Genomic DNA, 21,638 nt, shown 5'->3' on the forward strand with positions numbered 1-21,638 from the left:
TGGCGGTTGCAGGAATCGCCGGTGAACCGGTGACTCCTGACGTTCTCAGCCGTTGCAACACCCCAGAACGTCCGGAACTGGCTGAGAAGTCGGGCCCATGGGCGACCTGACCGTCGGGTCCACGGCACGCGAGCAGGCCGTCGCCGTACGCTCCGGCGCGATCTCGGCGCGCGAGCTGCTCGACCTCCACCTCGAGCGCATCGCCGAACGCAACCCGGAGCTGAACGCGATCGTCTCCCTGGATGAGGAGCGGGCGCGGGAGGGTGCTGCCGCGGCCGACGAGGCGCTGGCCTCGGGCGCGACGACCGGTCCGCTGCACGGCCTGCCCTTCGCGTTCAAGGACACCCACGCGGTCGCCGGCTGGCGCACCACGTACGGCTCTCCGCTGTTCGCCGACCACGTGCCGCAGGCCGACGAGCTGATCGTCGAGCGGGTACGCCGCGCCGGCGTGGTGACGATCGGCAAGACCAACGTGCCCGAGTTCGCCGCGGGATCGCACACCTTCAACACCGTCTTCGGCACCACGCTGAACCCGGTCGACCCGACCCGGTCCGCGGGCGGGTCGAGCGGGGGAGCGGCGTGCGCGCTGGCCGCCGGCATGGTGCCGCTGGCCGACGGGTCGGACATGGGCGGGTCGCTGCGCAACCCGGCGTCGTTCTGCGGCGTGGTGGGGCTGCGCCCCTCGCTGGGTCGCGTCCCGGAGTGGCCGCTCTACAACCAGTGGGAGACCACCTCGGTCGGCGGCCCGATGGCCCGCAACGTGGGCGACCTGGCGCTGCTGCTCTCGGTGATGGCCGGTCCCGACCCGCGGGTGCCGCAGGCCCTCGGCGACCCGGGCTCGATGTTCGCGGGGCTGGGGCCGGGGTCGCTGTCCGGCCTGCGCGTGGCCCTGTCGGTCGATCTCGGCGGCGCCTTCGAGGTCGACGACGAGGTGGCGGCGGTCGTCTCCGGCTCGGCCTCCGTCTTCGCCGGCGCCGGCGCCTCGGTGGCCGAGGCCCACCCCGACCTCTCGCTCGCCGACGACACGTTCCGGACGCTGCGCGCCTGGCACTTCCAGGCGAAGTTCGGCCGGATGCTGGCCGAGCACCCCGAGGCGTTCAAGCAGTCGCTGGCCGACAACATCCGGGCGGGCGAGTCGCTGACGGGGGCCGACGTGGCCCGCGCCTACACCCAGCGCACCACCCTCTCGGAGCGGATGCGGGAGTTCTTCGCGTCGTACGACGTGCTGGTGCTGCCGGTCTCGCAGGTCCCGCCGTTCCCGGCCGACCAGGAGTTCCCGTCGGCCATCAACGGCCGGCCGATGGAGACCTACCTGGACTGGATGCGCTCGGCCTACTTCATCACCGTCACCGGGTGCCCGGCGATCTCCGTGCCTGCGGGCCGCACCCGGGACGGGCTGCCGGTCGGCATCCAGGTCGTGGCTCCGCACGGCGCCGAGTGGCGGCTGCTCGAGGTCGCGGCGGCGTTCGAGGCCGCGGTCGCCTGAGACCGGTCTACGGTCGAGGCATGACCCTCGAGCTCGTCCGCACCCCCGCCCTGTCCGACCGTGCGCAGTACGCCTACGCCGCGCGGGTGTCGGGCGGCGCCCTCGTGTTCACCGCAGGGGCCTGCCCGCTGGACGACGCGGGCCGGATCGGGCCGGTGGGCGACTACGCCGGCCAGGCGCGACGGGTGATGGACAACCTGGTCATCGCCCTCGCGGCGGCCGAGGCGCGCCTCGAGGACGTCGCGAAGTCGACGATCTACGTCGCCACCAGCCGGCGCGAGGACCTGGTCGCCGTCTGGGAGGTGGTGCGCGCGGCGTTCGGCGAGCACCCGGCGCCGAGCACGCTGCTGGCCGTCCCGCTGCTGGGCTACGAGGAGCAGCTGGTGGAGGTGGAGGCGGTCGCGGTCACCTGAGCCGCGGTCACTCCAGGTAGCCCTCGACCGTCCCCTCCGGACGCACCTCGGCGCTGTCGGGGTTGCGGCCGAACTCCCGCCGAGCGCGACGCTGGCGGAGCAGGTCCCAGCACTGGTCGAGCTCGACCTCGAGCCGCTTGAGCCGCGCGTGCTCCTCGGTCGGGGTGATGTCGCCGTCGGCCAGCGACTGGCGCAGCCGGTGCTCCTCGTCGATGAGCGCGTGGATGCGGTGCAGGATGACGTCGTCCTCGGCCATGGTCCAGTGTCGCACCGCGCGGTTCGGCCAGGAAGCCGCGAAGCGACCACGGGCGTGGAATGCTTCGGCGGTGGCCGACCTCTTCGACGACGCAGGAACGCTGCGTGACGCCTACGCCGGCGTCGACTGGGCTGCCACCTCGCTCGGCCCGGTCGAGGACTGGAGCCTGGCCCTGCGCAACTCGGTCGGCGTGGCGCTGAACACCCGGTTCCCGGTCACGCTGCTCTGGGGCCCGGAGTTCGTCCTCGTCTACAACGAGGCCTACGTCGAGATGATCGCCGACAAGCACCCGGGCGCCCTCGGTCGTCCCGCCCAGGAGATCTTCCCCGAGGCGTGGGACGTGATCGGCCCTCTCATGCAGGGGGTGCGCAACGGTGGCGGCGCCACCTGGCACGAGAACACCTACCTGCCGCTGAGCCGCAACGGCTACCTCGAGGACTGCTACTTCACCTACTCCTACTCCCCGGTGACGGGTGAGGACGGCACGGTGGAGGGGATCATCGACATCGCGACCGAGACGACGGCGCAGATGGTGATCGGTCGCCGGCTGCAGCTGCTGACCCGGCTCGGCGACGAGCTCGCCTCGGTCGAGCGGGTCGAGGACGTGCCCGGTCGGGCGTTGTCGGTGCTCCGGCAGAACGTCGACGACTGGTCGGCCCTGGACGTGCGGGTCTCCGGCGTGCCGAACGCCGACCCCGACCTCACGCTGCCCGAGGAGCCGATCCTCCCGCCCGAGGGCGACCTGTCGCTCGACTCGACCGACGACGGACTGGTCGCCTGGCTCCCGCTCGCCGACGAGGACTCCGGGCTCGACGCCCACCTCGTGGTGCGGCTCAGTCCCCGGCTGCCACGCGATGGCGACTACCTCGACTTCCTGCGGCTGGTGGCTGCGGCGCTCACCCAGGCCCTGGAGCGGGTGCTGATCCGGGAGGCCGAGCGCACCTGGTCCGAGGCGCTGCAACGCAGCCTGCTCGCCCGCCCGGCCACCATCGGGGGGCTCGACCTGGCGGTGCGCTACCAGCCGGCCGCGGAGGTCGCCCAGGTCGGCGGGGACTGGTACGACGCGTTCCGGCTGCCGGACGGGCGGCTGGCCCTCGTGGTCGGTGACGTGGCCGGGCACGACGAGCACGCGGCGGCGTCCATGGGCCAGATCCGCAACCTGGTCCGCGGCGTCGCCTACTCCCGACCGGAGTCCCCGGCCTCGGTCCTCTCGGGGCTCGACCACGCGATGCACGGCCTCGACGTGAACGTGGTCGCGACCGCGGTCCTCGCCCAGCTCGAGTCCGGAGAGGGTCCCGACGGGTGCCGGCTCTCGCTGCGGTGGTGCAACGCCGGGCACCCGCCGCCGGTGCTGCTGTCCGCCGACGGCACCGCGCGCCTGCTTGAGACCGACCCGGACCTGCTGCTCGGCCTCAACGTCGACGCCGACCGGACCGACCACACCCTGGCGCTCGAGCCCGGATCGAGCCTGGTCATCTACACCGACGGTCTCGTCGAGCGCCGCGGCGCCACGATCGACGCCGGCCTGGCGTGGCTGGTGAGCGCGGTCGAGGGCCAGCACGGGCTGACCGCCGACGAGCTGTGCGACCGGCTGCTCGGCCAGCTCTCGGGGCGCTCCGAGGACGACGTCGCCCTGCTCGTCATGCGCGCCTCCCGCGACATCGTGGCGCATGAGGGCACCGCACCGGCCATCCCCTGATCGAGGGGGGTCGCCCGGGTCGGTCGGCGGCGGCCGCCGGGACGTTGGTCCCTGTCAGCCGTCGGGCGCCCCGGCACACCATGGAGGTGCGCCACTTCCTTCGGGAGGAGCGCGATGGTTCGGGAGGCGAGGGCTCACTCGACGGGTGAGACGTCGCGAGGATCGGGTGACGGGATCAGCGGAGCCGCAGCCGAAGAACCACCGACCGGGAGCGTCACCTGACCGGTCACCAGAGGGGCCCTTGTGACTCATACTCCCAAGGGCCCCTCGCACTGCACGGGGGAGGGTGTCGGGGGGCGCCGGTGGCGTCTGCCCGGGCGGCGACGCGCCGCACGCCATGGACGTCGTACGGCGTGCGCCGTCGGGTGGGTGAGAATGGCCGGCATGATCTACGGCGTGCTGCACCGGGTGGTCCCGCCGGTGGCCAGGGCGGTCTGGCGACCGACCGTCATCGGGCTGGAGAACGTGCCGCCGACCGGCGGGGTGATCCTGGCCAGCAACCACCTCAGCTTCGCCGACTCGGTCGTCATCCCGTGCGTCGTGCCGCGCAAGGTGGTGTTCCTGGCCAAGTCCGACTACTTCACCGGCCGCGGGGTCAAGGGCACGCTGTCGCGGCTGTGGTTCGAGGGGATCGGCATGCTGCCGGTCGACCGGGACGACAGCAAGGCGGCCATCGCCAGCCTCGACACGGCCCTGGAGGTGCTGGGTCGGGGAGAGGCGTTCGGCATCTACCCCGAGGGCACCCGCTCGCGCGACGGCCGGCTCTACCGCGGGCGCACCGGCGTCGCGCACCTCGCACTCACCGCCGGCGTGCTCGTCGTACCCGTCGGGCTGACCGGCACCGAGAAGCTCCAGCCGGTCGGCTCCAACCGGCCGAGGGTCGTCCCGATCACCGTGCGGTTCGGGGAGCCGATCGACGTCGTCGGGCGGTACGACGGCGTACCCCTCGGCCGCGCCCGCCGCGAGGTCACCGACGAGATCATGACCGCCATCCAGAAGCTGTCCGGGCAGGAAGAGGCCGGCATCTACAACGAGCGCCCCACCGACACCTGACCCATCGTTGAACTGGGCCTGATTCGGTCTCGAGATGGGCCGGATTCGGTCCCAAGCGCCGAATCAGGCCCATCTCGTCTCCGATCTCGGCCCAGTTCGACAAGTGGACGCGGGGGAGCAGGCGGGGGGTGGCATATCCGGTTGATCGGTCACCGGGCACGCGGGGAACATGACGCGCATGTCGCCGCCCACCCCCACGCTGGCCACCCCCACGCTGCAGACCGAGCGGCTGCGACTGCGCCCCTTCGACGACACGGACGTGGACGACCTCTTCGCGCTGCACAGCAGCGCGCACGTGCTGCGCTACTGGGACTCGCCGCCGTGGGGCGACCGCGGCCGCGCCGAGCGGTTCATCGCGGCCTGTCGGCAGCTGGCCGAGGATGGCACCGGAGCGCGGCTGGCCGTGGACCGGGTCTCCGACGGGGCGTTCCTCGGGTGGTGCAGCCTGAGCCGCTGGAACCCCGGCTACCGCAGCGCGGCGCTGGGCCACTGCTACGCCGAGGTGGCGTGGGGCCACGGCTACGCGACCGAGGCCGCGGGCGCCCTGCTGGGCTGGGCGTTCGACACGCTGGACCTGAATCGCGTCCAGGCCGAGACCGACACCCGCAACGTGGCGTCGGCCCGCGTGCTGGAGAAGCTCGGGTTCGCCCGCGAGGGGACGCTGCGCGAGGACTGTGTGGTGGACGGCGTCGTCTCCGACTCGTGGGTCTACGGGCTGCTCCGGCGGGAGTGGCGGCCGACGTCGGAGCCGGCGCCCGACCGCTGAGCCACCACGGGCCGATGGCAGAGGTTGCCGTCGGATGAGCGTTCCGTCGGCAGATTCTGCCGTGGCCCGTGGGAGTCGTGGAGCGATTGAATCGAGCCATGGCACCTCCCACCCCGCGACGGATCCGGATCGGCATCGACACCGGCGGCACGTTCACCGACGTGGTCGCCTTCGACGAGGACGCAGGCTCGCTCGTCACCACCAAGACCCCCTCCACCCCGAGCAACCCGGCCGACGGCTTCATGGCCGGCATCGACAAGGTGCTCGGCCTGATGGGCCTGCCGACCGGCCACGGTGACGCGATCAGCGCCGTCAGCCACGGCACCACGGTCGCCACCAACCAGCTCCTCGAGGGCAAGGTCGACCGGCTCGGCTTCGTGACCACCGAGGGCTACGAGGCGATGCTCGAGATCGCCCGCCAGTCGGTGCCCGACGGCTACGGCAACTCCTACTTCTGGGTCAAGCCCGAGCGGATCGTGCCCCGCCACCTCGTCAAGGGCGTGGGTGGCCGGCTCGACTTCACCGGCGCCGAGGTCCGCCCGTTCGACGAGGAGGGTGCCCGCGCGGTCGCCCGCTGGTTCCGCGACCAGGGCATCAACACGCTCGGCGTCTGCTTCCTGCACGCCTACGCCAACCCCGAGCACGAGGAGCGGATGCGCGCCGTGCTCGCCGAGGAGCACCCCGACGCCGTCGTCTCGCTCTCCAGCGAGGTGCTGCGCGAGTACCGCGAGTACGAGCGCGCGATGACGACGCTGGTCGACGCCGCCGTGAAGCCGCGGCTCTCGGCGTACGTCAACAACATCAAGGCCCGCCTCGCCGACTACGCCGGTGAGCGGAAGGTGCCGTTCTACGTCATGAAGTCCAACGGCGGCGTTCTCTCGGCCGACGAGGTCGTGCACCAGCCGATCACCACCGTGCTCTCCGGCCCCGCCGCGGGCGCCCTGGGCGCCGCGCTGATCGCCAAGGTCGCGGGTTACGACAAGGTGCTGACCAGCGACGGCGGCGGTACGTCGACCGACGTGTCGGTCGTCATCGACGGCGATCCGACGCTGACCACCGAGGGCTCGGTCGGCGCGTTCCCCTCCAAGATCCCGATGATCGACGTCGTGACCGTGGGTGCCGGTGGCGGCTCGATCGCCTGGCTCTCGCCCGAGGGCACCCTCAAGGTCGGCCCGCAGTCGGCCGGCGCCGACCCCGGCCCGCTCTGCTACGGCAAGGGCGGCACCGAGGTCACCATCACCGACGCCCACGTCTTCCTCGGCCGGATCCCTCCGCACCTGCTCGGCGGCGAGATCCCGCTCGACGTGCAGGCGGCCCGGGACGGCATCGAGCAGCTCGCCTCCAAGCTCGGTCTCACCCCGGAGGCCTGCGCCACCGGCATCCTCGAGATCTCCGCCTGGAACCAGGCCAACGCGCTGCGCCAGGTGACGGTCAAGCGCGGCCTCGACGTGCGCGACTTCGCCCTGACCACGTTCGGCGGCTCCGGCTCGCTGCTGCTGTGCCGGCTCGTCGACGTCCTCGGGCTGCCCACGGTGCTGGTGCCGCCGAACCCGGGCAACGTCTCCGCGTTCGGCCTGCTCACCGTCGACGTCAAGAACGACTACGTGCAGACCCACGTCTCGCTGGCCGACGCGCTCGACCCGGCCACGGTCGGCGGCGTCCTCGACGCGCTGACCGGGCAGGCCATCGAGGCGCTGACCAAGGAGGGCTTCCCCGAGGAGCAGCACTCCTTCGTCCGCACCGCCGACCTGCGCTACTTCGGTCAGGCCTTCGAGGTGCGCGTGGCCGTGCCGGACGGGCCGATTGACCAGGCCGCGCTCGACGAGGTCGCGCGTCGCTTCCACGCCGAGCACACCGCGCTCTACGGCTACGACTTCGCCGGCGACCCGGCCCAGCAGGTCGAGTGGGTCAACCTGCGCGTCTCGGGCATCGGCCCGATCCAGCGCCCGGAGATCCAGAGGGCCCCGCTGGGTGACGGCTCCGTGCCGTCCGAGAAGGGCCGCCGCGAGGTCTGCTTCGACGCCGCCGAGGGGTACGTCGACACGCCCGTGCTGTGGCGCGCCGACCTCGCACCCGGCACGGTCGTGGTCGGTCCGGCCATCATCGAGGAGTTCGGGTCGACGGTGCCGCTGCACCCGGGCTTCACCGCCCGCATCGACGAGTTCCTCAACATCATCGTCACCCGCACCGCCGAGGAGAGCATCTGATGTGCACCAGCTCCACGGGCGTCGTCGTCACGCCCCCCTCCGCCGCGGAGGCGGACACCGCCAGCCGGCGCGCGCCCACCCAGTTCCCGTTCGGCCACCTGACCGCCGACGCCGGCGCGAGCGCCGACCCGGTGCTTGTCGAGATCGTCCAGGGCTCGCTGGCCAGCGTCGAGATGGAGGTCGAGACCGCCATCGGCCGCACCAGCCGCAGCCCGATGATCCGCGACGCCCACGACTTCCGGGCCGGCATCCACGACCGGCTGCTGCGCAAGCTCACCGGCCGCTCCTACAGCGCCCTGGTGCACCCGGTGGCCCGCGACTTCCCCATCGAGGAGATGCGGGAGGGGGACGTCTTCTTCCACAACGACGTCTACCAGTCCGAGGGCGGCATCGGGCACCTGCCCGACCTGTGCGTCACCGTGCCGGTCTTCGCCGGCCCCGAGGGTGAGCGACGCGTCGTCGCGTTCGTCCAGGCCTTCGGCCACCACGACGACATCGGCGGCGCGGTCCCGGGCTCGATGCCCTCCAACGCGACCAGCGTCTTCGAGGAGGGCCTGATGGTCCCCCCGATCCGGCTGTGGGACGCGGGCGTCCCCAACCGGGCCGCGCTGTCGATCATGACCCGCAACTCCCGGATGCCGGAGTCGCTGGCCGCCGACCTCGACGCCGAGTGCTCGGCCTGCCTGATGGGCGCCCGCCGGCTGGGCGAGCTCTTCGACCGCTACGGCATCGAGACCGTCGAGTCCTGCTTCGACGCGATCATCGAGCGCACCACCACGACGTACCGCCGCGAGATCCTCTCCAAGATCCCGGTCGGGGAGTGGGTGTGGGAGGACTACGCCGAGCACGACGGCGTCGACGAGCCGATGCTGCACACGCAGCGCATCACGCTGACCCGCACCGCCGCCGACGACCCCGAGGGTGAGCGGCTGATCCTCGACTTCGGCGGGACCTCGCCGCAGGCCAAGGGACCGATCAACCACTGCGGTGACTACAGCGACGGCGTCTTCCTCAAGAAGTGGCTCGCGCCGATCCTGCGCAACCTCGCCGACACCCCCGAGCGGATGGCCGAGCTCGACGTCAACGAGGGGATCGTGCCGCTGATCGAGATGCGGTTCCCGCCGCCGGGCACGCTGCTCACGCCGGTCTTCCCGGCGCCGACCAACGCCCGCACCTTCGTGATCCTGCGCCTGCTCGGCGTCCTCGCGGGCGTCGTCGCCAAGGCCGTGGACGGCCGGATGCCCGCCGACCAGGAGACGATCCGCTACACCGGTGTGTACGGCGAGGACCTCGAGGGCCGTCCCTACCTGATGCGCGAGGTGCTGGGCGGCGGCTCGGGCGGCCGCTACTACGCCGACGGCGAGGACACCATCCACGTCGTCCCGGACTCGCGGAACCTCCCCACGGAGTTCACCGAGGCCCGCTTCCCGTTCCGCGTCGAGTCGCTGTCCCTGGCGGTCGACTCCGGCGGCGCCGGCCAGTTCCGTGGCGGCCTGGGCTACGAGAAGCACATCCGGATGCTCAAGGACGCCCACTTCATGTCGATCGCCGACCGGTCGATCCTGGCCTGCTGGGGCGTCAAGGGCGGCCTGGCCGGCAAGCCGTTCCAGGTGACCGTCGACCCGGGTGGCCCGAACGAGCGCGAGGTCGACGCCCTCGCCGACGCCGAGCCGATCAAGGCCGGCGAGGTGGTGCGGATCCGCACCACCGGTGGCGGCGGCTGGGGCAACCCGCTCGAGCGCGACCCCGAGCTCGTGGTCCGCGACGTGGTCTGGCGCAAGGTCTCCCCGGAGGCCGCGCTCGCCGACTACGGCGTCGTGCTCACCGGCTCGCTCGAGGACGACTCGCTCGGCCACGACGCCGCGGCCACGCAGGCCGAGCGCGCGTCGCGTCCCGAGCCCACCGAAGCGTTCTTCGACCGCGGCCCGGGCTACGCCCACCTCGCGGCCGGTGCGGCCGCCGCGGACGTCGACTGGCTCTGAGGGCCGGCCCGGCTCCGGAGGACATACGCCTCTGGAGCCGGGACCTCCTGCCACCGACGCTGGTGGCAGGAGGTACCGACATGCGAGTACTCGTCGCCTACGCCACCAAGCACGGCGCCACGGAGGGGATCGCGGAGCGGATCGGGGAGACCCTCGGCCGGTCCGGGCTCGACGTCGACGTCCGGGAGGTGCAGGAGGCCGACCCGACCGGCTACGACGCGTTCGTCGTCGGCAGCGCGGCGTACGCCGGGCACTGGCGCAAGGAGGCGCGACGCTTCGTGAAGCACCACCACGACGAGCTCGACAACCACCCGGTCTGGCTGTTCAGCAGCGGACCGCTGGGCACCGACACCGAGGACGCGAAGGGGCATGACGTGCGGGAGGCCGCGACCCCGAAGGACGTCGCCGGCCTGGTGGAGGACCTGCACGCCCGCGGCCACCGGGTGTTCTTCGGCGCGCTGGACCCCGAGTCGCTCACGGGCCCGGAGGGGCTGATGACCAAGTTCCCCGCCGGCAAGAAGCTCCTGCCCACCGGGGACTTCCGCGACTGGGCCGACATCGACGGCTGGGCGCAGGACATCGGCCGGGAGCTGCAGCAGGCCTGAGCCCGCACCGGGGCTGGCAGGACGTCGAGCGATTCTGGGAGTCTTGGGCGCGATGGACACGCACGTCGCAGTGGTGGGAGGGACCGGCAAGACCGGTCGTGCCGTGACCGCAGCACTGGCCGCCCGCGGAGCCGACGCGATCCCGCTCGGCCGGGCCGCGTGGATCGACCTCCCGGGCGCCCTCGGCGGCTGCGAGGCGGCGTACGTCATCGCGCCGAACATGCACCACGACGAGGCGGCGTACGTCGAGCGCGTGGTGGACGCCGCGCGGCGGTCCGGCGTCTCCCGGCTGGTCCTGCACTCGGTCGCCTCGCCCTACGTCCCGGCGATGCCGCACCACGTCGGCAAGGCCGCCGCCGAGGACGTCGTACGCCGCTCCGGGCTCGCCTGGACGATCCTGCAGCCCGGCGCCTACGCGCAGAACTTCGCGGCCGGCACGACCGTCCGGCTCGCCTACCGGGCGTCGGCGCCGTTCGGGTTCGCCGACCTCGACGACGTGGCGGACGTGGCGGCCCGGGTGCTGGTTGAGACCGGGCACGACGGGGCGACCTACGAGCTCGCGTCGTTCACCGCGACCGCCGGCGAGCTGGTCGCCTCGCTCGGTTCGACCGTCGAGCAGGTCACGCCCGAGGCCTGGGCGGCGACCGAGGGCCGCGACCTCGAGCCACGGGTCCGGGACTGGCTGCTGCAGATGTTCGGCTACTACGACCGGTACGGCCTGCCGGTCGGCACCCGGCCCATGCGCCTCCTGCTCGACCGGGCGCCGCGCGTCCTTGTGGGCGCCTGACCCGCGGCGTTCAATGGAGGGAGGGCCCGCCCACGCGTGCGGTGGGCCGATCGAGGTGAGAACCATGGACACGCTCGACGTCCTCCGCAGCTCCATCCTGTTCACCCACGAGAACCTCGCGGCCCGGTTCGACCGGGCCAGCGCGATGCTCTACACGCCCGGCCAGCCGCGCAAGGGCTACGAGCACATCGACACGTTCCTGGCCGTGGCGAGCAAGCACCTCAACGCGGTCGACGCGGTGCTGCTGCCGGCGGTGCGCCGACAGGTCCCCGACGGCGCGCAGGTGGTGCACGACTACCTGCACAGCGTGAAGGCCCTCGAGCTGGCGCTGGCCCACGTCAAGGCCCGGGAGTACGGCTCGGTCTTCGACGCCGCCCGCCCCTGGAACGCGGTCTGGTCCGACGTCGGGAGCGCGCTCGCGGACCACCGGCGCCACGAGTTCGCGCTCGGCGAGCTGCTGGCCGTCCACCTGCAGCCGGTCGCGCTCGAGACCCTCGCCGACCGCCTGCACCGGAGCGAGACCAGGTCACCGAGCCGGCCGCACCCCTACGCCCCGCACACCGGCGTGCCCGGCGTCGTGGCGCGTCGGATCATGCACGCGGTCGACTCCTTCTGGGACGCCGCCGAGGGCCGGATGGTGCCGGAGCCGGTGCGGCCGCCGCACAAGGCGCCGGGCAAGGTCACGCAGTACTTCCTCGCCGACCCGCGCTTCGACGAGGACGACCCGCCACCGGGCACTCGGCGGCCGCAGGCCCTGTGACCGGCGATCAGCCCCAGACCTCGTCCGCGAGCTCCACGAGCAGAGCCAGCTTCGCCTTCTCCTGGTCCACGCTGAGCGAGTTGCCCTCCACGGTCGAGGAGAAGCCGCACTGGGGCGAGATGCAGACCTGGTCGAGGTCGATGAACCGCGAGGCCTCGTCGAGGCGCGCGCGGAGAGCGTCCTTGGACTCCAGCTCCCCGTGCTTGGTGGTCACCAGCCCGAGCACCACCAGCTTGCCGGCCGGGACGTGACGCAGCGGCTCGAAGGTTCCCGACCGCTCGTCGTCGTACTCCAGGAAGAAGCCGTCGACCTCGAGCTGGTTGAACAGCGCCTCGGCCACGAAGTCGTAGCCACCCTCGGCCACCCACGAGTCGCGGAAGTTGCCCCGGCACATGTGGGTCGTCACGGTCAGCCCCTCCGGGCGGCCGGCCAACGCCTCGTTGAGGTGGCGGATGTAGGCCTCGTGCAGGTGCTCGGAGTCCTCCCCGCGGTCGGCCATCGCCCGCCGCTGCTCGGGGTCGTTGAGGTAGGCCAGCGAGGTGTCGTCGAGCTGCAGGTAGGTGCAGCCGAGGTCGTGCACGCGGCGCACCTGCTCGCGGTACGCCGCGGTCAGGTCTGCCCAGAAGTCCTCGACGTCGGCGTACACGTCCGGGTCGATCGAGGCGGCGCCGCCGCGGTAGTGGACCATGCTCGGCGAGGGGATGGTCAGCTTCGGCGTGACTCCCTCGGCGACCTGGTCGCGGAGGAAGGCGAAGTCGTCGCCGAAGATCGTCTCCGACAGGCCGATCTTCCCGTCGACCCGGAGCGCGGCCGGGGTGAAGTCGATCTCGCCCGAGGCGTTCTTGAAGTGGACGGCGAGGTTGTCGTGAGCCTTGCTGATGCCCTCGAGGCGGTAGATGAAGTCCATGTGCCACGACGCCCGGCGGAACTCCCCGTCGGTGGCCGAGCGGAGGCCGGCGACGCGCTGGAGCGCCACGACCTCGGTGACCGCCCGGTCCTCGGCCTCCCTCAGGCCGGCGTCGTCGAGCCGGCCAGCGGTGTGGTCCTCACGAGCCTGGAGCAGCGCCGGAGGGCGCAGCAGGCTGCCGACGTGGTCGGCACGGAACGGCGGGGTGTCACGGAGCACGGGCTTTTCCTCCTCGAGCGGAACGGCACGGTCGTCTCCCCACCATGGCACGGCGCTCCTGAACCTCCGGGTGGCCTTGGCCGGGCGCCGGCGGGAGTCCCACGTGGGGGAGGAGTGCTTGCCGAGCCGCGCCGGCGAGAGGATGCTGCAGGGGATTCGACCGTGCACCCCCGCCGCGGTCGACCGGCGCGACAGGAGATCTCGGATGTCCACAGCTCCAGAGCTGCAGAAGGGTCTCAAGCAGCGACACCTCACGATGATCGCGATCGGCGGCGTGATCGGAGCCGGGCTCTTCGTCGGCTCGGGCGTGGTCATGCAGACCGCCGGACCGGGCGCCTTCCTGACCTACGCGGTCACCGGCGTGCTCATCGTGATGGTGATGCGGATGCTCGGCGAGATGGCCACCGCCAACCCGAGCACCGGGTCGTTCTCCGACTACTCGCGCAACGCGCTCGGCCACTGGGCGGGATTCTCGGTCGCCTGGCTCTACTGGTACTTCTGGGTGGTCGTGGTCGGCTTCGAGGCCGTGGCCGGCGCGAAGGTCGTGCAGTTCTGGCTGCCCGACGTCCCGCTGTGGACGGTGGCCCTGGCCCTGATGCTGCTGATGACCGGCACCAACCTCTTCTCGGTGGGGTCGTACGGCGAGTTCGAGTACTGGTTCGCCGGCATCAAGGTCGCGGCCATCCTGGTCTTCCTCGTGCTCGGTGGCCTCTACGTGCTCGGCGTGATCAGCGGCGACGGGACGCACTTCTCCAACCTGACCGCGCACGGCGGGTTCCTGCCCAACGGCGTGGGCGCGATCTTCTCCTCGGTCGTGGTGGTCGTCTTCTCGATGGTGGGCGCGGAGATCGCCACCGTCGCCGCGGCCGAGTCACACGACCCCGAGAAGGCCATCGCCCGGGCGACCAACTCCGTGGTGCTGCGCGTCGGCACGTTCTACGTCGGCTCGGTGTTCCTGCTCGCCTGCATGATCCCGTGGAACAGCGACGAGCTCGCGGCCTCGCCGTACGTCACCGCGTTCGACATCATCGGCATCCCGGGCGCCGAGCACGTGATGAACGCGGTCGTGCTGACCGCCGTGCTGTCCTGCCTCAACTCCGGGCTCTACACCGCCAGCCGGATGCTGTTCGTGCTGGCCGCCCGCGAGGAGGCGCCGGTCTCGCTGCTCACGGTCAACGGCAAGGGTGTGCCGGTGCGGGCGATCCTGTTCTCCTCGGTCATCGGCTTCCTGTGCGTGATCGCCGCCTACGTCTCGCCCGACACGGTCTTCGCGTTCCTGCTCAACTCGTCGGGCGCGATCATCCTGTTCGTCTACCTGCTGATCTGCGTCTCGCAGTTCGTGCTGCGCCGACGCACGCCCGAGGACCAGCTGACCGTGCGCATGTGGGCGTTCCCGGTGCTGACGCTGCTGACGATCGCGGGCATCCTGGCGATCCTGGTGCAGATGGGGATCGACGGCGAGACCCGGTCGCAGCTGCTGCTCAGCCTGCTGGCGTTCGGGGTCATCCTCGTGGCGTTCGCGCTCAACCGGCTGCGTCGCGGCGGGGAGGAGGCGCCCGCACGTGAGGCCCCGGAGTCGGCGGACCGGGTGCTGCTGCTGGCCAACGAGACGATGAGCGAGGACGCGCTCGAGCGGGAGCTGCGCGACGTGCATGCCCAGACCGGTGCGCACCTCCACATCACGGTGCCGGCCAACCCGGTCGACACCGGGCAGGCCGAGGTCGAGGGCGCGGTCTTCCTGTGGGAGGCCACCCGCAAGGCGGCCCGGGAGCGGCTCGACCAGATGCTCGAGGCGCTGCGCTCCCACGGCATCGAGGCGACCGGGGCGCTGGGCGACCACCGCCCGCTGGTCGCGCTGCGCGAGGCCGTGGCCGACTTCCGTCCCGACCTGGTCATCATCTCCACGCACGCACGCGGGGAGTCCACCTGGCTGCGCAAGGACCTGGTGAGCGCCGCGCGCTCCGAGCTGTCGGTGCCCGTGCGGCACGTCATCCCCAGCGAGGTGGACGCGCGCGCCTGACCGCGCGGGGCTGCTTGACTGGCCCGCATGGAACGTCCCCTGACCCTGGTGACCGGCGGCACCCGCGGCATCGGCGCGGCGACCGCGCTGCGGCTGGCGGCGGACGGGCACGACCTCGTGCTCGGCTACGCCCGGGACGACGCAGCCGCCGAGGAGTGCCGGCTCGCGGCCGAGGACGCCGGTGCCCGCTGCCTGGTCGTCCGCGCCGACGTCTCCAACCAGGAAGGGGTCCACCACCTCTTCGCCACGGCCACCGGTCACGGCCGGCTGACCGGCGTCGTCAACAACGCGGGAGCGACCCTGCACCTCGGACGTCTCGCCGAGACCCCGGTCGACGTCATCCGCCGGACCGTCGACCTCAACCTCACCGGCGCGCTGCTCGTGGCCCGGGCCGCGGTCCGCGCGCTCGGCACGTCGTACGGCGGCCGGGGCGGCGTGATCGTCAACGTCAGCTCCGGCGCGGCGACCCTCGGCTCGCCGGGGGAGTACGTCCAGTACGCCGCGGCGAAGGCCGGCGTGGACGCGCTCACGCTCGGGCTGGCCCAGGAGGTCGCCGACGAGGGCATCCGGGTGGTCGGCGTGGCCCCGGGCCTGGTGCGCACCCGCATCCACGAGGACGCCGGCGACGCCGGGCGGCTCGAGCGGGGTGCCGGAAGGGTCCCGCTCGGGCGCCCGGGAGAGCCCGCGGAGATCGCGGACGCGATCGGGTGGCTGATGAGCGGGCAGGCCTCCTACGTCACCGGGACGACGCTGCGGGTGGCCGGCGGCCGCTGACCGCGCCGTACCGCCCGCAGCTCTTGGCAAGATCTGCCAGCAGGACCTGCCGGAGTTGGTCATCCGGCACCGTGCCGCGGTGCGGCGCGCGTCACTAGGTTCGATGCATGAAGGTGCTGCTCGCGCTCGGCGGAAACGCCATGACCAACGCCGACGGCCGCGCCCGGCCCGAGGACCAGATCGAGGCCGCGCGCGTCGCCATGGCCGCGGTCGCCGACCTGCTCCAGCACGACGTCGACGTCGTCGTCACCCACGGCAACGGTCCCCAGGTGGGCAACCTGCTGGTCAAGAACGAGATCGCCGCGGCGGTCGTGCCGCCGGTCCCGCTGGACTGGTGCGGCGCGCAGACCCAGGCCACGCTCGGCTTCGTCCTGATGAACGCCCTCGACGCCGCGCTCGCCGAGCGCGGTGTGGACCGGCGTACGGCGGCCCTGGTCACCCGCGCGCTGGTCGCGGCCGACGATCCCCACTTCACCCACCCGACCAAGCCGATCGGCCGCTACCTGCCCGCCGAGGAGGCGAAGCTGCTCGTCGAGCACGGCGAGACCTGGGAGGACCGAGGCGAGAAGGGCTGGCGCCGGGTCGTCGCCTCGCCGGAGCCCACCGAGATCCTCGACGCGCCGGCGGTGCGGGCGCTGGTCGACGCCGGCTTCGTCGTCGTCGCCAACGGCGGTGGGGGCATCCCCGTCGTCCGCGACGCCGACGGCGCCCTGCGCGGTGTGGAGGCCGTGATCGACAAGGACCTCGGAGCGGCGCTGCTGGCGCGCACCGTCGACGCCGACGTCCTCGTCATCGCCACCGACGTCCCGAACGCCGTGCTCCACTACGGCACCCCGCAGGCCCGACCCCTCGGCCGGGTCACCGTGGAGGAGATGCGCGGGTACGCCCGCGATGGCCACTTCGCCAGCGGCTCCATGGGCCCCAAGGTCGACGCGGCCTGCCGGTTCGTGGAGGACGGCGGGACGCGCGCCGTCATCACCAGGCTCGACCACATCGTCGACGCGATCACCGGCGACGGCGGGACCGTCGTCGTACCCAACTGAGGAGAGACACCACATGCCCGACGCCATCGAAGTACGCAAGGTCCCGATCCACTCGGTCGCCGACGCCTCGGAGCTCGCGAAGCTCATCGACGACGGCGTGATGGACGCCAGCCGCGTCATCGCCATCATCGGCAAGACCGAGGGCAACGGCGGGGTGAACGACTACACCCGCATCATCGCCGACCGCGCGTTCCGCGAGGTCCTGGTCGAGAAGGGTGCCCCGGCCGACCAGGTCAAGCAGGTCCCGATCGTGTGGTCCGGCGGCACCGACGGCGTGATCAGCCCCCACGCCACGATCTTCGCCACCACCGACGCCGAGCCGACCGACGAGCCGCGGCTCACCGTGGGCTTCGCGATGAGCGAGCAGCTGCTCCCCGAGGACATCGGCCGGACCACGATGGTCTCCAAGGTCGCCGACGCCGTGAAGGTCGCGATGGAGCGGGCCGGCATCACCGACCCGGCCGACGTCCACTACGTGCAGACCAAGACGCCGCTGCTGACGATCCACACCATCCGTGACGCCAAGAGCCGCGGCAAGACCGTGTGGACCGAGCACACCCACGAGTCGATGGACCTCTCCAACGGCTGCACGGCGCTCGGCATCGCGGTCGCGCTCGGCGAGATCGAGATGCCCTCCGACGAGGACGTCATGCACAACCGCGACCTCTACTCCAGCGTCGCGTCCTGCTCCTCGGGCGTCGAGCTCGACCAGGCGCAGGTCGTCGTGGTCGGCAACGCGACCGGCGTCGGCGGCCGCTACCGCATCGGCCACTCGGTGATGAAGGACGCGCTGGACCAGGACGGCATCTGGGCGGCGATCAAGGACGCCGGCCTCGAGCTGCCCGAGCGTCCGCGCACCGCCGACCTCGACGGCAAGCTGGTCAACGTCTTCCTCAAGTGCGAGGCGTCGCAGGACGGCCAGGTCCGGGGCCGACGCAACGCGATGCTCGACGACTCCGACGTGCACTGGCACCGCCAGATCAAGGCCTGCGTCGGCGGCGTCACCGCGGCCGTCACGGGCGACCCGGCGGTGTTCGTGTCGGTCTCGGCCGCCCACCAGGGTCCCGACGGCGGCGGCCCGGTGGCCGCGATCGTCGACCTGGGCTGACCCTCTCCGCTCGTCCTCCCGGGACGTCGTGCGGACCGGGGCCTGCGGGCCTCGATTCGCGCGACGTCCCGGTTCGCTTTCCGCGGTGTTCGGCAGGTGTTCACGTGGCTGCACGAGGTTGCTGCCATGACCATGAACAGACGACAGCTGATCAACACCGGCGCGGCCTCCGGGGCGGGCCTGCTCGCCGGCGCTGCTCTCCTGCAGGCCCCGGCCACCGCCGCCGGTGACCGGCCCGGCGCCTCCTCGAAGGCCCACCCCCTCTTCCCGCCGCTGCAGTCCTCCGACGGCGACCTGCTCGCCCTGCCGCCCGGCTTCTCCTACGAGGTCGTCGCCGTCTCGGGCGAGACCGACCTCGCCGACGGCGCCGGCAAGACCCCGGAGCGCCCCGACGGCACCCTGGTCGTCGCGACCGACCGCGGCTACCGCCTCGTGCAGAACCACGAGGGCAGCCCCGGCAGCGCCCAGCCAGTGCCGCTCGTCGAGGGCACGGTCTACGACCCGGGTGCCCTCGGCGGCGGCTGCACCGTGATCGACGTGGACCGCAACGGCAAGCGCGTCCAGGAGTGGGTCGGCCTCTCCGGCACGATCAGCAACTGTGCCGGTGGCCCGACGCCCTGGGGCTCGTGGCTGACCTGCGAGGAGAGCGAGTCCAAGGCGGGCACGGGCACCCTCGAGAAGGACCACGGCTACGTCTTCGAGGTCTTCGCGGGCGGCCCCAGGAAGCAGTCCCCGAAGCCCATCGAGGCGTGGGGCCGCGCGCCCCACGAGGCCGTCGTGGTCGAGCCCTCGCGGCGCCGGGTCTACCTCACCGAGGACGCGAGCGGCCCCACCGGCCTGCTCTACCGCTGGACCGCGCCGTCCGGCTACAAGCTGCGTCCCTACATCGCCGACGCGCTGGACAAGGACGCCGGCAAGCTGCAGGCCCTGGCCCTGCTCGCGCCCGACGGCAGCGTGCTGCCCGACCTGGCCTACGTCACGGCCGCCCAGATCGGCCGCCCGTTCAGGACGAGCTGGGTGACCGTCCCCGACCGGCACGCCGCCACGACCTCGCTGCGCAAGCAGTTCGAGGCCGGCCAGGTCACGCACTCGAAGAAGCTCGAGGGCGCGTGGGGCAACGACAAGGGCATGTACTTCGTGGCCAGCTTCGCCTTCGCCGCCGACATCCCGAGCGACGCGACTCCGCACGACGGTCAGCTCTGGTTCTACGACTACGACGACCAGACGCTGACGCTGATGGCGTACTTCCCCTACAACGCGCTGCTGCACAGCAAGACGGTCGAGCCGCTGACCGACCTCGGGCCCAGCCTGGACCTGGCGTTCGACGGCCCGGACGGTTGCCACGTGTCGCCGTACGGCTCGCTGGTCCTCACCGAGGACGGCGACACCGCCAACCACGTGCTGAGCTGGAGCCGGAAGCACGGCGCCCAGGCGATCGCGCGGAACCTGATCGTCGCCGAGCAGAACGAGAACGGCAAGAACGTCTACAGCGAGATGACCGGGCCGTGCTTCAGCCCCGACGGCCGGATCCTGTTCGCCAATGTCCAGGAGCCGGGCCACGTATTCGCGATCAAGGGTCCCTGGAAGAAGTACCTCGGCTGACCCCGCCGGACGTCGTACGTCCCGGTCGTCTGGGCGACCGGGACGTACGACGTCGTGCCGTCAGGCCCCGCCGTCGACCCAGGCCTCGTCGAGCTGTCGCCCGGCGAACGCCGCGAGCCGGTGGTAGACCGGTGCGTCGTCGGCCACGTCGACCTCGGCCCCGAACGCGTTGCCGCGGTTCTCGGGGGTCAGCCCGGCGGACATGAACGCCAGGGCCCGCTCGGCCACGCTGGGCTCGAGCTGGGCCGACTGCCCGGTGGCGCGGGCCAGGTCCCAGGTGTGCACGGCGATCTCGGAGGTCTGCCAGTCCACCGTGCGGGCGTCGGCCTCGTCGCCCTGCTGGTGCCAGGCGTGGATGAGGTCGTCGGCCCCCACCCGGAACACCGGGGCCCACTCGTGGCCGATCTCGGGTGGCTCGGTCGCCCAGTCCGGCTCCTCGCCGCGCATCGCGGCGAGGAACTTCGTGGGGGCGGCCACGAGGTGGGCGATCAGGCGCGCGACGTCCCAGTCGTTGCAGGGCGTGGGGCGCGTGAGCTGGTCGGGATGGACCGCGGCGAGCACGTCGCCCGCCTGGTCGAGGGCCCGGGAGAGCACGACGACGGCGTCGTTGGGACTGGTCATGGTGGTTCCTCCTCGCCTCGACGATAACCGCGCGCGGGCGGGCGAGCCGGGGCCCAAAGTCCCTCGTGCCGGTGTCCTGCTCAGTCCTGAACGGGCTCCTCGAGCCACTCCCGGATCGCCGCGTCGTGCTGGCCCAGCGTCGGGGGAGCCGCGTGGGTGGAGCGGCCGCCGGAGAACGGGTTGTCGTCGAACCGGATCGGCGAGCCGGGCAGGTCGAGCCTGCCCTGGGTGGCGTGCTCGACCTCCAGCAGCAGTCCCTGCGAGCGGGTCTGCTCCCAGTCGTAGACGTCGTCGAGGGTGCGCACCTTGCCCGACGGGACGCCCGCCTCGGCGAGCAGGCCCAGCCAGTGCTCGGCCGGGTCGGTCGCGAAGTGTGCCTCCAGCAGCGCGATCAGCTCGTCACGGTGCTGGACCCGCAGGAGGTTGGTCGCGAAGCGCGGGTCGGCGGCGTCGAGCTCGAGGGCGGTGCACAGCGCGCGCCAGAGGTTCTCGGAGCCGCAGGCGATCTGGATCGGGGCGGTGCCGGTCTCGAAGAGGCCGTACGGCGCGATCGCCGGGTGGTGGTCGCCGGCCAGCCCGGGCACCTCGCCGGCCACGGTCCACCGCGTGCCCTGGAAGGCGTGCACGCCGACCATGCCGGCCAGCAGCGAGGTGCGGACGACCCTGCCCCGCCCGGTCGTGGCCCGCTCGTGCAGGGCGGCGAGCACCCCGAACGCGCCGTTCATGCCGGCCAGCAGGTCCGCGATCGGCACGCCCACCTTGGTCGGCTTCTCGGTGCCGGTGAGCGACATCAGGCCACCCTCGCCCTGGGCGATCTGGTCGTAGCCGGCGCGCGTGGCCTCCGGGCCGTCGTGGCCGAAGCCGGTGATGGACAGGACGATCAGGCCCGGGTTGAGCTCGTGCAGCCGCGAGACCGGGAAGCCGAGCCGGTCCAGGACGCCCACCCGGAAGTTCTCCATCAGCACGTCGGCGCGCTCCACCAGGCGGGCGAGGACGTCGCGGTCGGCCTCGGTCTTCAGGTCGAGGACCAGCGACTCCTTGTTGCGGTTGGCCGAGAGGAAGTACGTCGACTCCCGCTCCTCCTCCGACCCGATGAACGGCGGCCCCCAGCCGCGGGTGTCGTCGCCGGCGGGCGACTCGACCTTGATCACGCGGGCGCCCATGTCGCCGAGCATCATCGCGGCGTGCGGCCCGGCCAGGGCGCGGGTCAGGTCGAGGACGAGGAGGTCGGAGAGCGGTCCGTCGGTCATGCGGGAACTCTTCCACCCGTCCGACCGGGCGGGAATGGCAGGTGTCGACAGCCTCGGGCCCCGCCTGACGGCGAGTGTCG

The 21,638-nt window shown here is 72.3% G+C and carries 19 protein-coding genes; 15 read left to right on the top strand and 4 right to left on the bottom strand.

Going from position 1 to position 21,638, the window contains the following annotated elements; translation table 11 throughout:
• Positions 1-97 precede the first annotated feature (97 nt).
• Positions 98-1,486, top strand: a complete 1,389-nt coding sequence (locus ACZ43H_RS02375) for an amidase (protein ID WP_464587450.1) — start codon at positions 98-100, stop codon at positions 1,484-1,486.
• A 20-nt stretch (positions 1,487-1,506) separates the two neighbouring features.
• A complete protein-coding gene (locus tag ACZ43H_RS02380) occupies positions 1,507-1,899 on the top strand; it encodes a RidA family protein (RefSeq protein ID WP_464587452.1) in 393 nt (130 codons plus the stop codon).
• Positions 1,900-1,906: 7 nt separating this feature from the next.
• Here ACZ43H_RS02380 and ACZ43H_RS02385 read toward each other — a convergent pair whose 3' ends face one another.
• Positions 1,907-2,155, bottom strand: a complete 249-nt coding sequence (locus ACZ43H_RS02385) for a DUF2630 family protein (protein ID WP_464587454.1) — start codon at positions 2,153-2,155, stop codon at positions 1,907-1,909.
• Between the two features lie 70 nt (positions 2,156-2,225).
• On the opposite strand from ACZ43H_RS02385, the gene ACZ43H_RS02390 reads away from it, so the two are divergent.
• The 8 genes from ACZ43H_RS02390 to ACZ43H_RS02425 all read left to right on the top strand — a co-directional run bounded on the left by ACZ43H_RS02390 (position 2,226) and on the right by ACZ43H_RS02425 (position 12,014).
• Positions 2,226-3,854: a PP2C family protein-serine/threonine phosphatase gene (locus ACZ43H_RS02390; protein ID WP_464587456.1), complete on the top strand. Its 1,629-nt coding sequence runs from the start codon at positions 2,226-2,228 to the stop codon at positions 3,852-3,854.
• Between the two features lie 384 nt (positions 3,855-4,238).
• Positions 4,239-4,907, top strand: coding sequence for a lysophospholipid acyltransferase family protein (locus ACZ43H_RS02395; RefSeq protein WP_464587458.1), 669 nt, complete (start codon positions 4,239-4,241; stop codon positions 4,905-4,907).
• A 178-nt stretch (positions 4,908-5,085) separates the two neighbouring features.
• Positions 5,086-5,673, top strand: a complete 588-nt coding sequence (locus tag ACZ43H_RS02400; RefSeq protein WP_464587460.1) for a GNAT family N-acetyltransferase — start codon at positions 5,086-5,088, stop codon at positions 5,671-5,673.
• A 98-nt stretch (positions 5,674-5,771) separates the two neighbouring features.
• Entirely contained in the window at positions 5,772-7,880 is a 2,109-nt protein-coding gene (locus ACZ43H_RS02405) for a hydantoinase/oxoprolinase family protein (protein WP_464587462.1), read from the top strand.
• On the top strand, positions 7,880-9,862 hold the full coding sequence (locus ACZ43H_RS02410; RefSeq protein ID WP_464587463.1) for a hydantoinase B/oxoprolinase family protein: 1,983 nt from the start codon (positions 7,880-7,882) through the stop codon (positions 9,860-9,862). Before ACZ43H_RS02405 ends, ACZ43H_RS02410 begins: the two co-directional genes overlap by 1 nt.
• A gap of 80 nt (positions 9,863-9,942) precedes the next feature.
• Positions 9,943-10,467: a flavodoxin domain-containing protein gene (locus ACZ43H_RS02415; RefSeq protein WP_464587465.1), complete on the top strand. Its 525-nt coding sequence runs from the start codon at positions 9,943-9,945 to the stop codon at positions 10,465-10,467.
• Positions 10,468-10,519: 52 nt separating this feature from the next.
• Entirely contained in the window at positions 10,520-11,254 is a 735-nt protein-coding gene (locus ACZ43H_RS02420) for an SDR family oxidoreductase (protein WP_464587466.1), read from the top strand.
• 64 nt (positions 11,255-11,318) lie between these two features.
• Positions 11,319-12,014: a hypothetical protein gene (locus ACZ43H_RS02425; protein WP_464587468.1), complete on the top strand. Its 696-nt coding sequence runs from the start codon at positions 11,319-11,321 to the stop codon at positions 12,012-12,014.
• A 7-nt stretch (positions 12,015-12,021) separates the two neighbouring features.
• On the opposite strand, the gene ACZ43H_RS02430 is transcribed toward ACZ43H_RS02425, so the two are convergent.
• Positions 12,022-13,140 carry a 5-methyltetrahydropteroyltriglutamate--homocysteine S-methyltransferase gene (locus tag ACZ43H_RS02430; protein WP_464587470.1) on the bottom strand — a complete coding sequence of 373 codons (1,119 nt, stop codon included), beginning with the start codon at positions 13,138-13,140 and terminating at the stop codon, positions 12,022-12,024.
• Positions 13,141-13,345: 205 nt separating this feature from the next.
• On the opposite strand from ACZ43H_RS02430, the gene ACZ43H_RS02435 reads away from it, so the two are divergent.
• The 5 genes from ACZ43H_RS02435 (at position 13,346) to ACZ43H_RS02455 (ending at position 19,687) form a co-directional block, all read left to right on the top strand.
• A complete protein-coding gene (locus tag ACZ43H_RS02435; RefSeq protein WP_464587472.1) occupies positions 13,346-15,160 on the top strand; it encodes an amino acid permease in 1,815 nt (604 codons plus the stop codon).
• 27 nt (positions 15,161-15,187) lie between these two features.
• Complete coding sequence (locus ACZ43H_RS02440) at positions 15,188-15,934, top strand: SDR family oxidoreductase (RefSeq protein ID WP_464587474.1); 747 nt, start codon at positions 15,188-15,190, stop codon at positions 15,932-15,934.
• Between the two features lie 107 nt (positions 15,935-16,041).
• Positions 16,042-16,977: a carbamate kinase gene (locus ACZ43H_RS02445; protein WP_464587475.1), complete on the top strand. Its 936-nt coding sequence runs from the start codon at positions 16,042-16,044 to the stop codon at positions 16,975-16,977.
• A 13-nt stretch (positions 16,978-16,990) separates the two neighbouring features.
• A complete protein-coding gene (gene bar, locus ACZ43H_RS02450; protein ID WP_464587476.1) occupies positions 16,991-18,085 on the top strand; it encodes a barbiturase in 1,095 nt (364 codons plus the stop codon).
• A 126-nt stretch (positions 18,086-18,211) separates the two neighbouring features.
• Complete coding sequence (locus ACZ43H_RS02455) at positions 18,212-19,687, top strand: alkaline phosphatase PhoX (protein ID WP_464587478.1); 1,476 nt, start codon at positions 18,212-18,214, stop codon at positions 19,685-19,687.
• 60 nt (positions 19,688-19,747) lie between these two features.
• On the opposite strand, the gene ACZ43H_RS02460 is transcribed toward ACZ43H_RS02455, so the two are convergent.
• Together ACZ43H_RS02460 and ACZ43H_RS02465 are read right to left on the bottom strand one after the other, a co-directional pair.
• Positions 19,748-20,308 (bottom strand): TIGR03086 family metal-binding protein, encoded by a 561-nt coding sequence (locus ACZ43H_RS02460; RefSeq protein ID WP_464587480.1) that lies wholly within the window; start codon positions 20,306-20,308, stop codon positions 19,748-19,750.
• An 80-nt stretch (positions 20,309-20,388) separates the two neighbouring features.
• The gene (locus ACZ43H_RS02465) at positions 20,389-21,558 is read right to left on the bottom strand and encodes a CaiB/BaiF CoA transferase family protein (protein WP_464587482.1); all 1,170 of its coding nucleotides are present in this window, start codon (positions 21,556-21,558) and stop codon (positions 20,389-20,391) included.
• Positions 21,559-21,638 lie beyond the last annotated feature (80 nt).

It is taken from the genome of Nocardioides sp. DN36, from assembly GCF_055380375.1.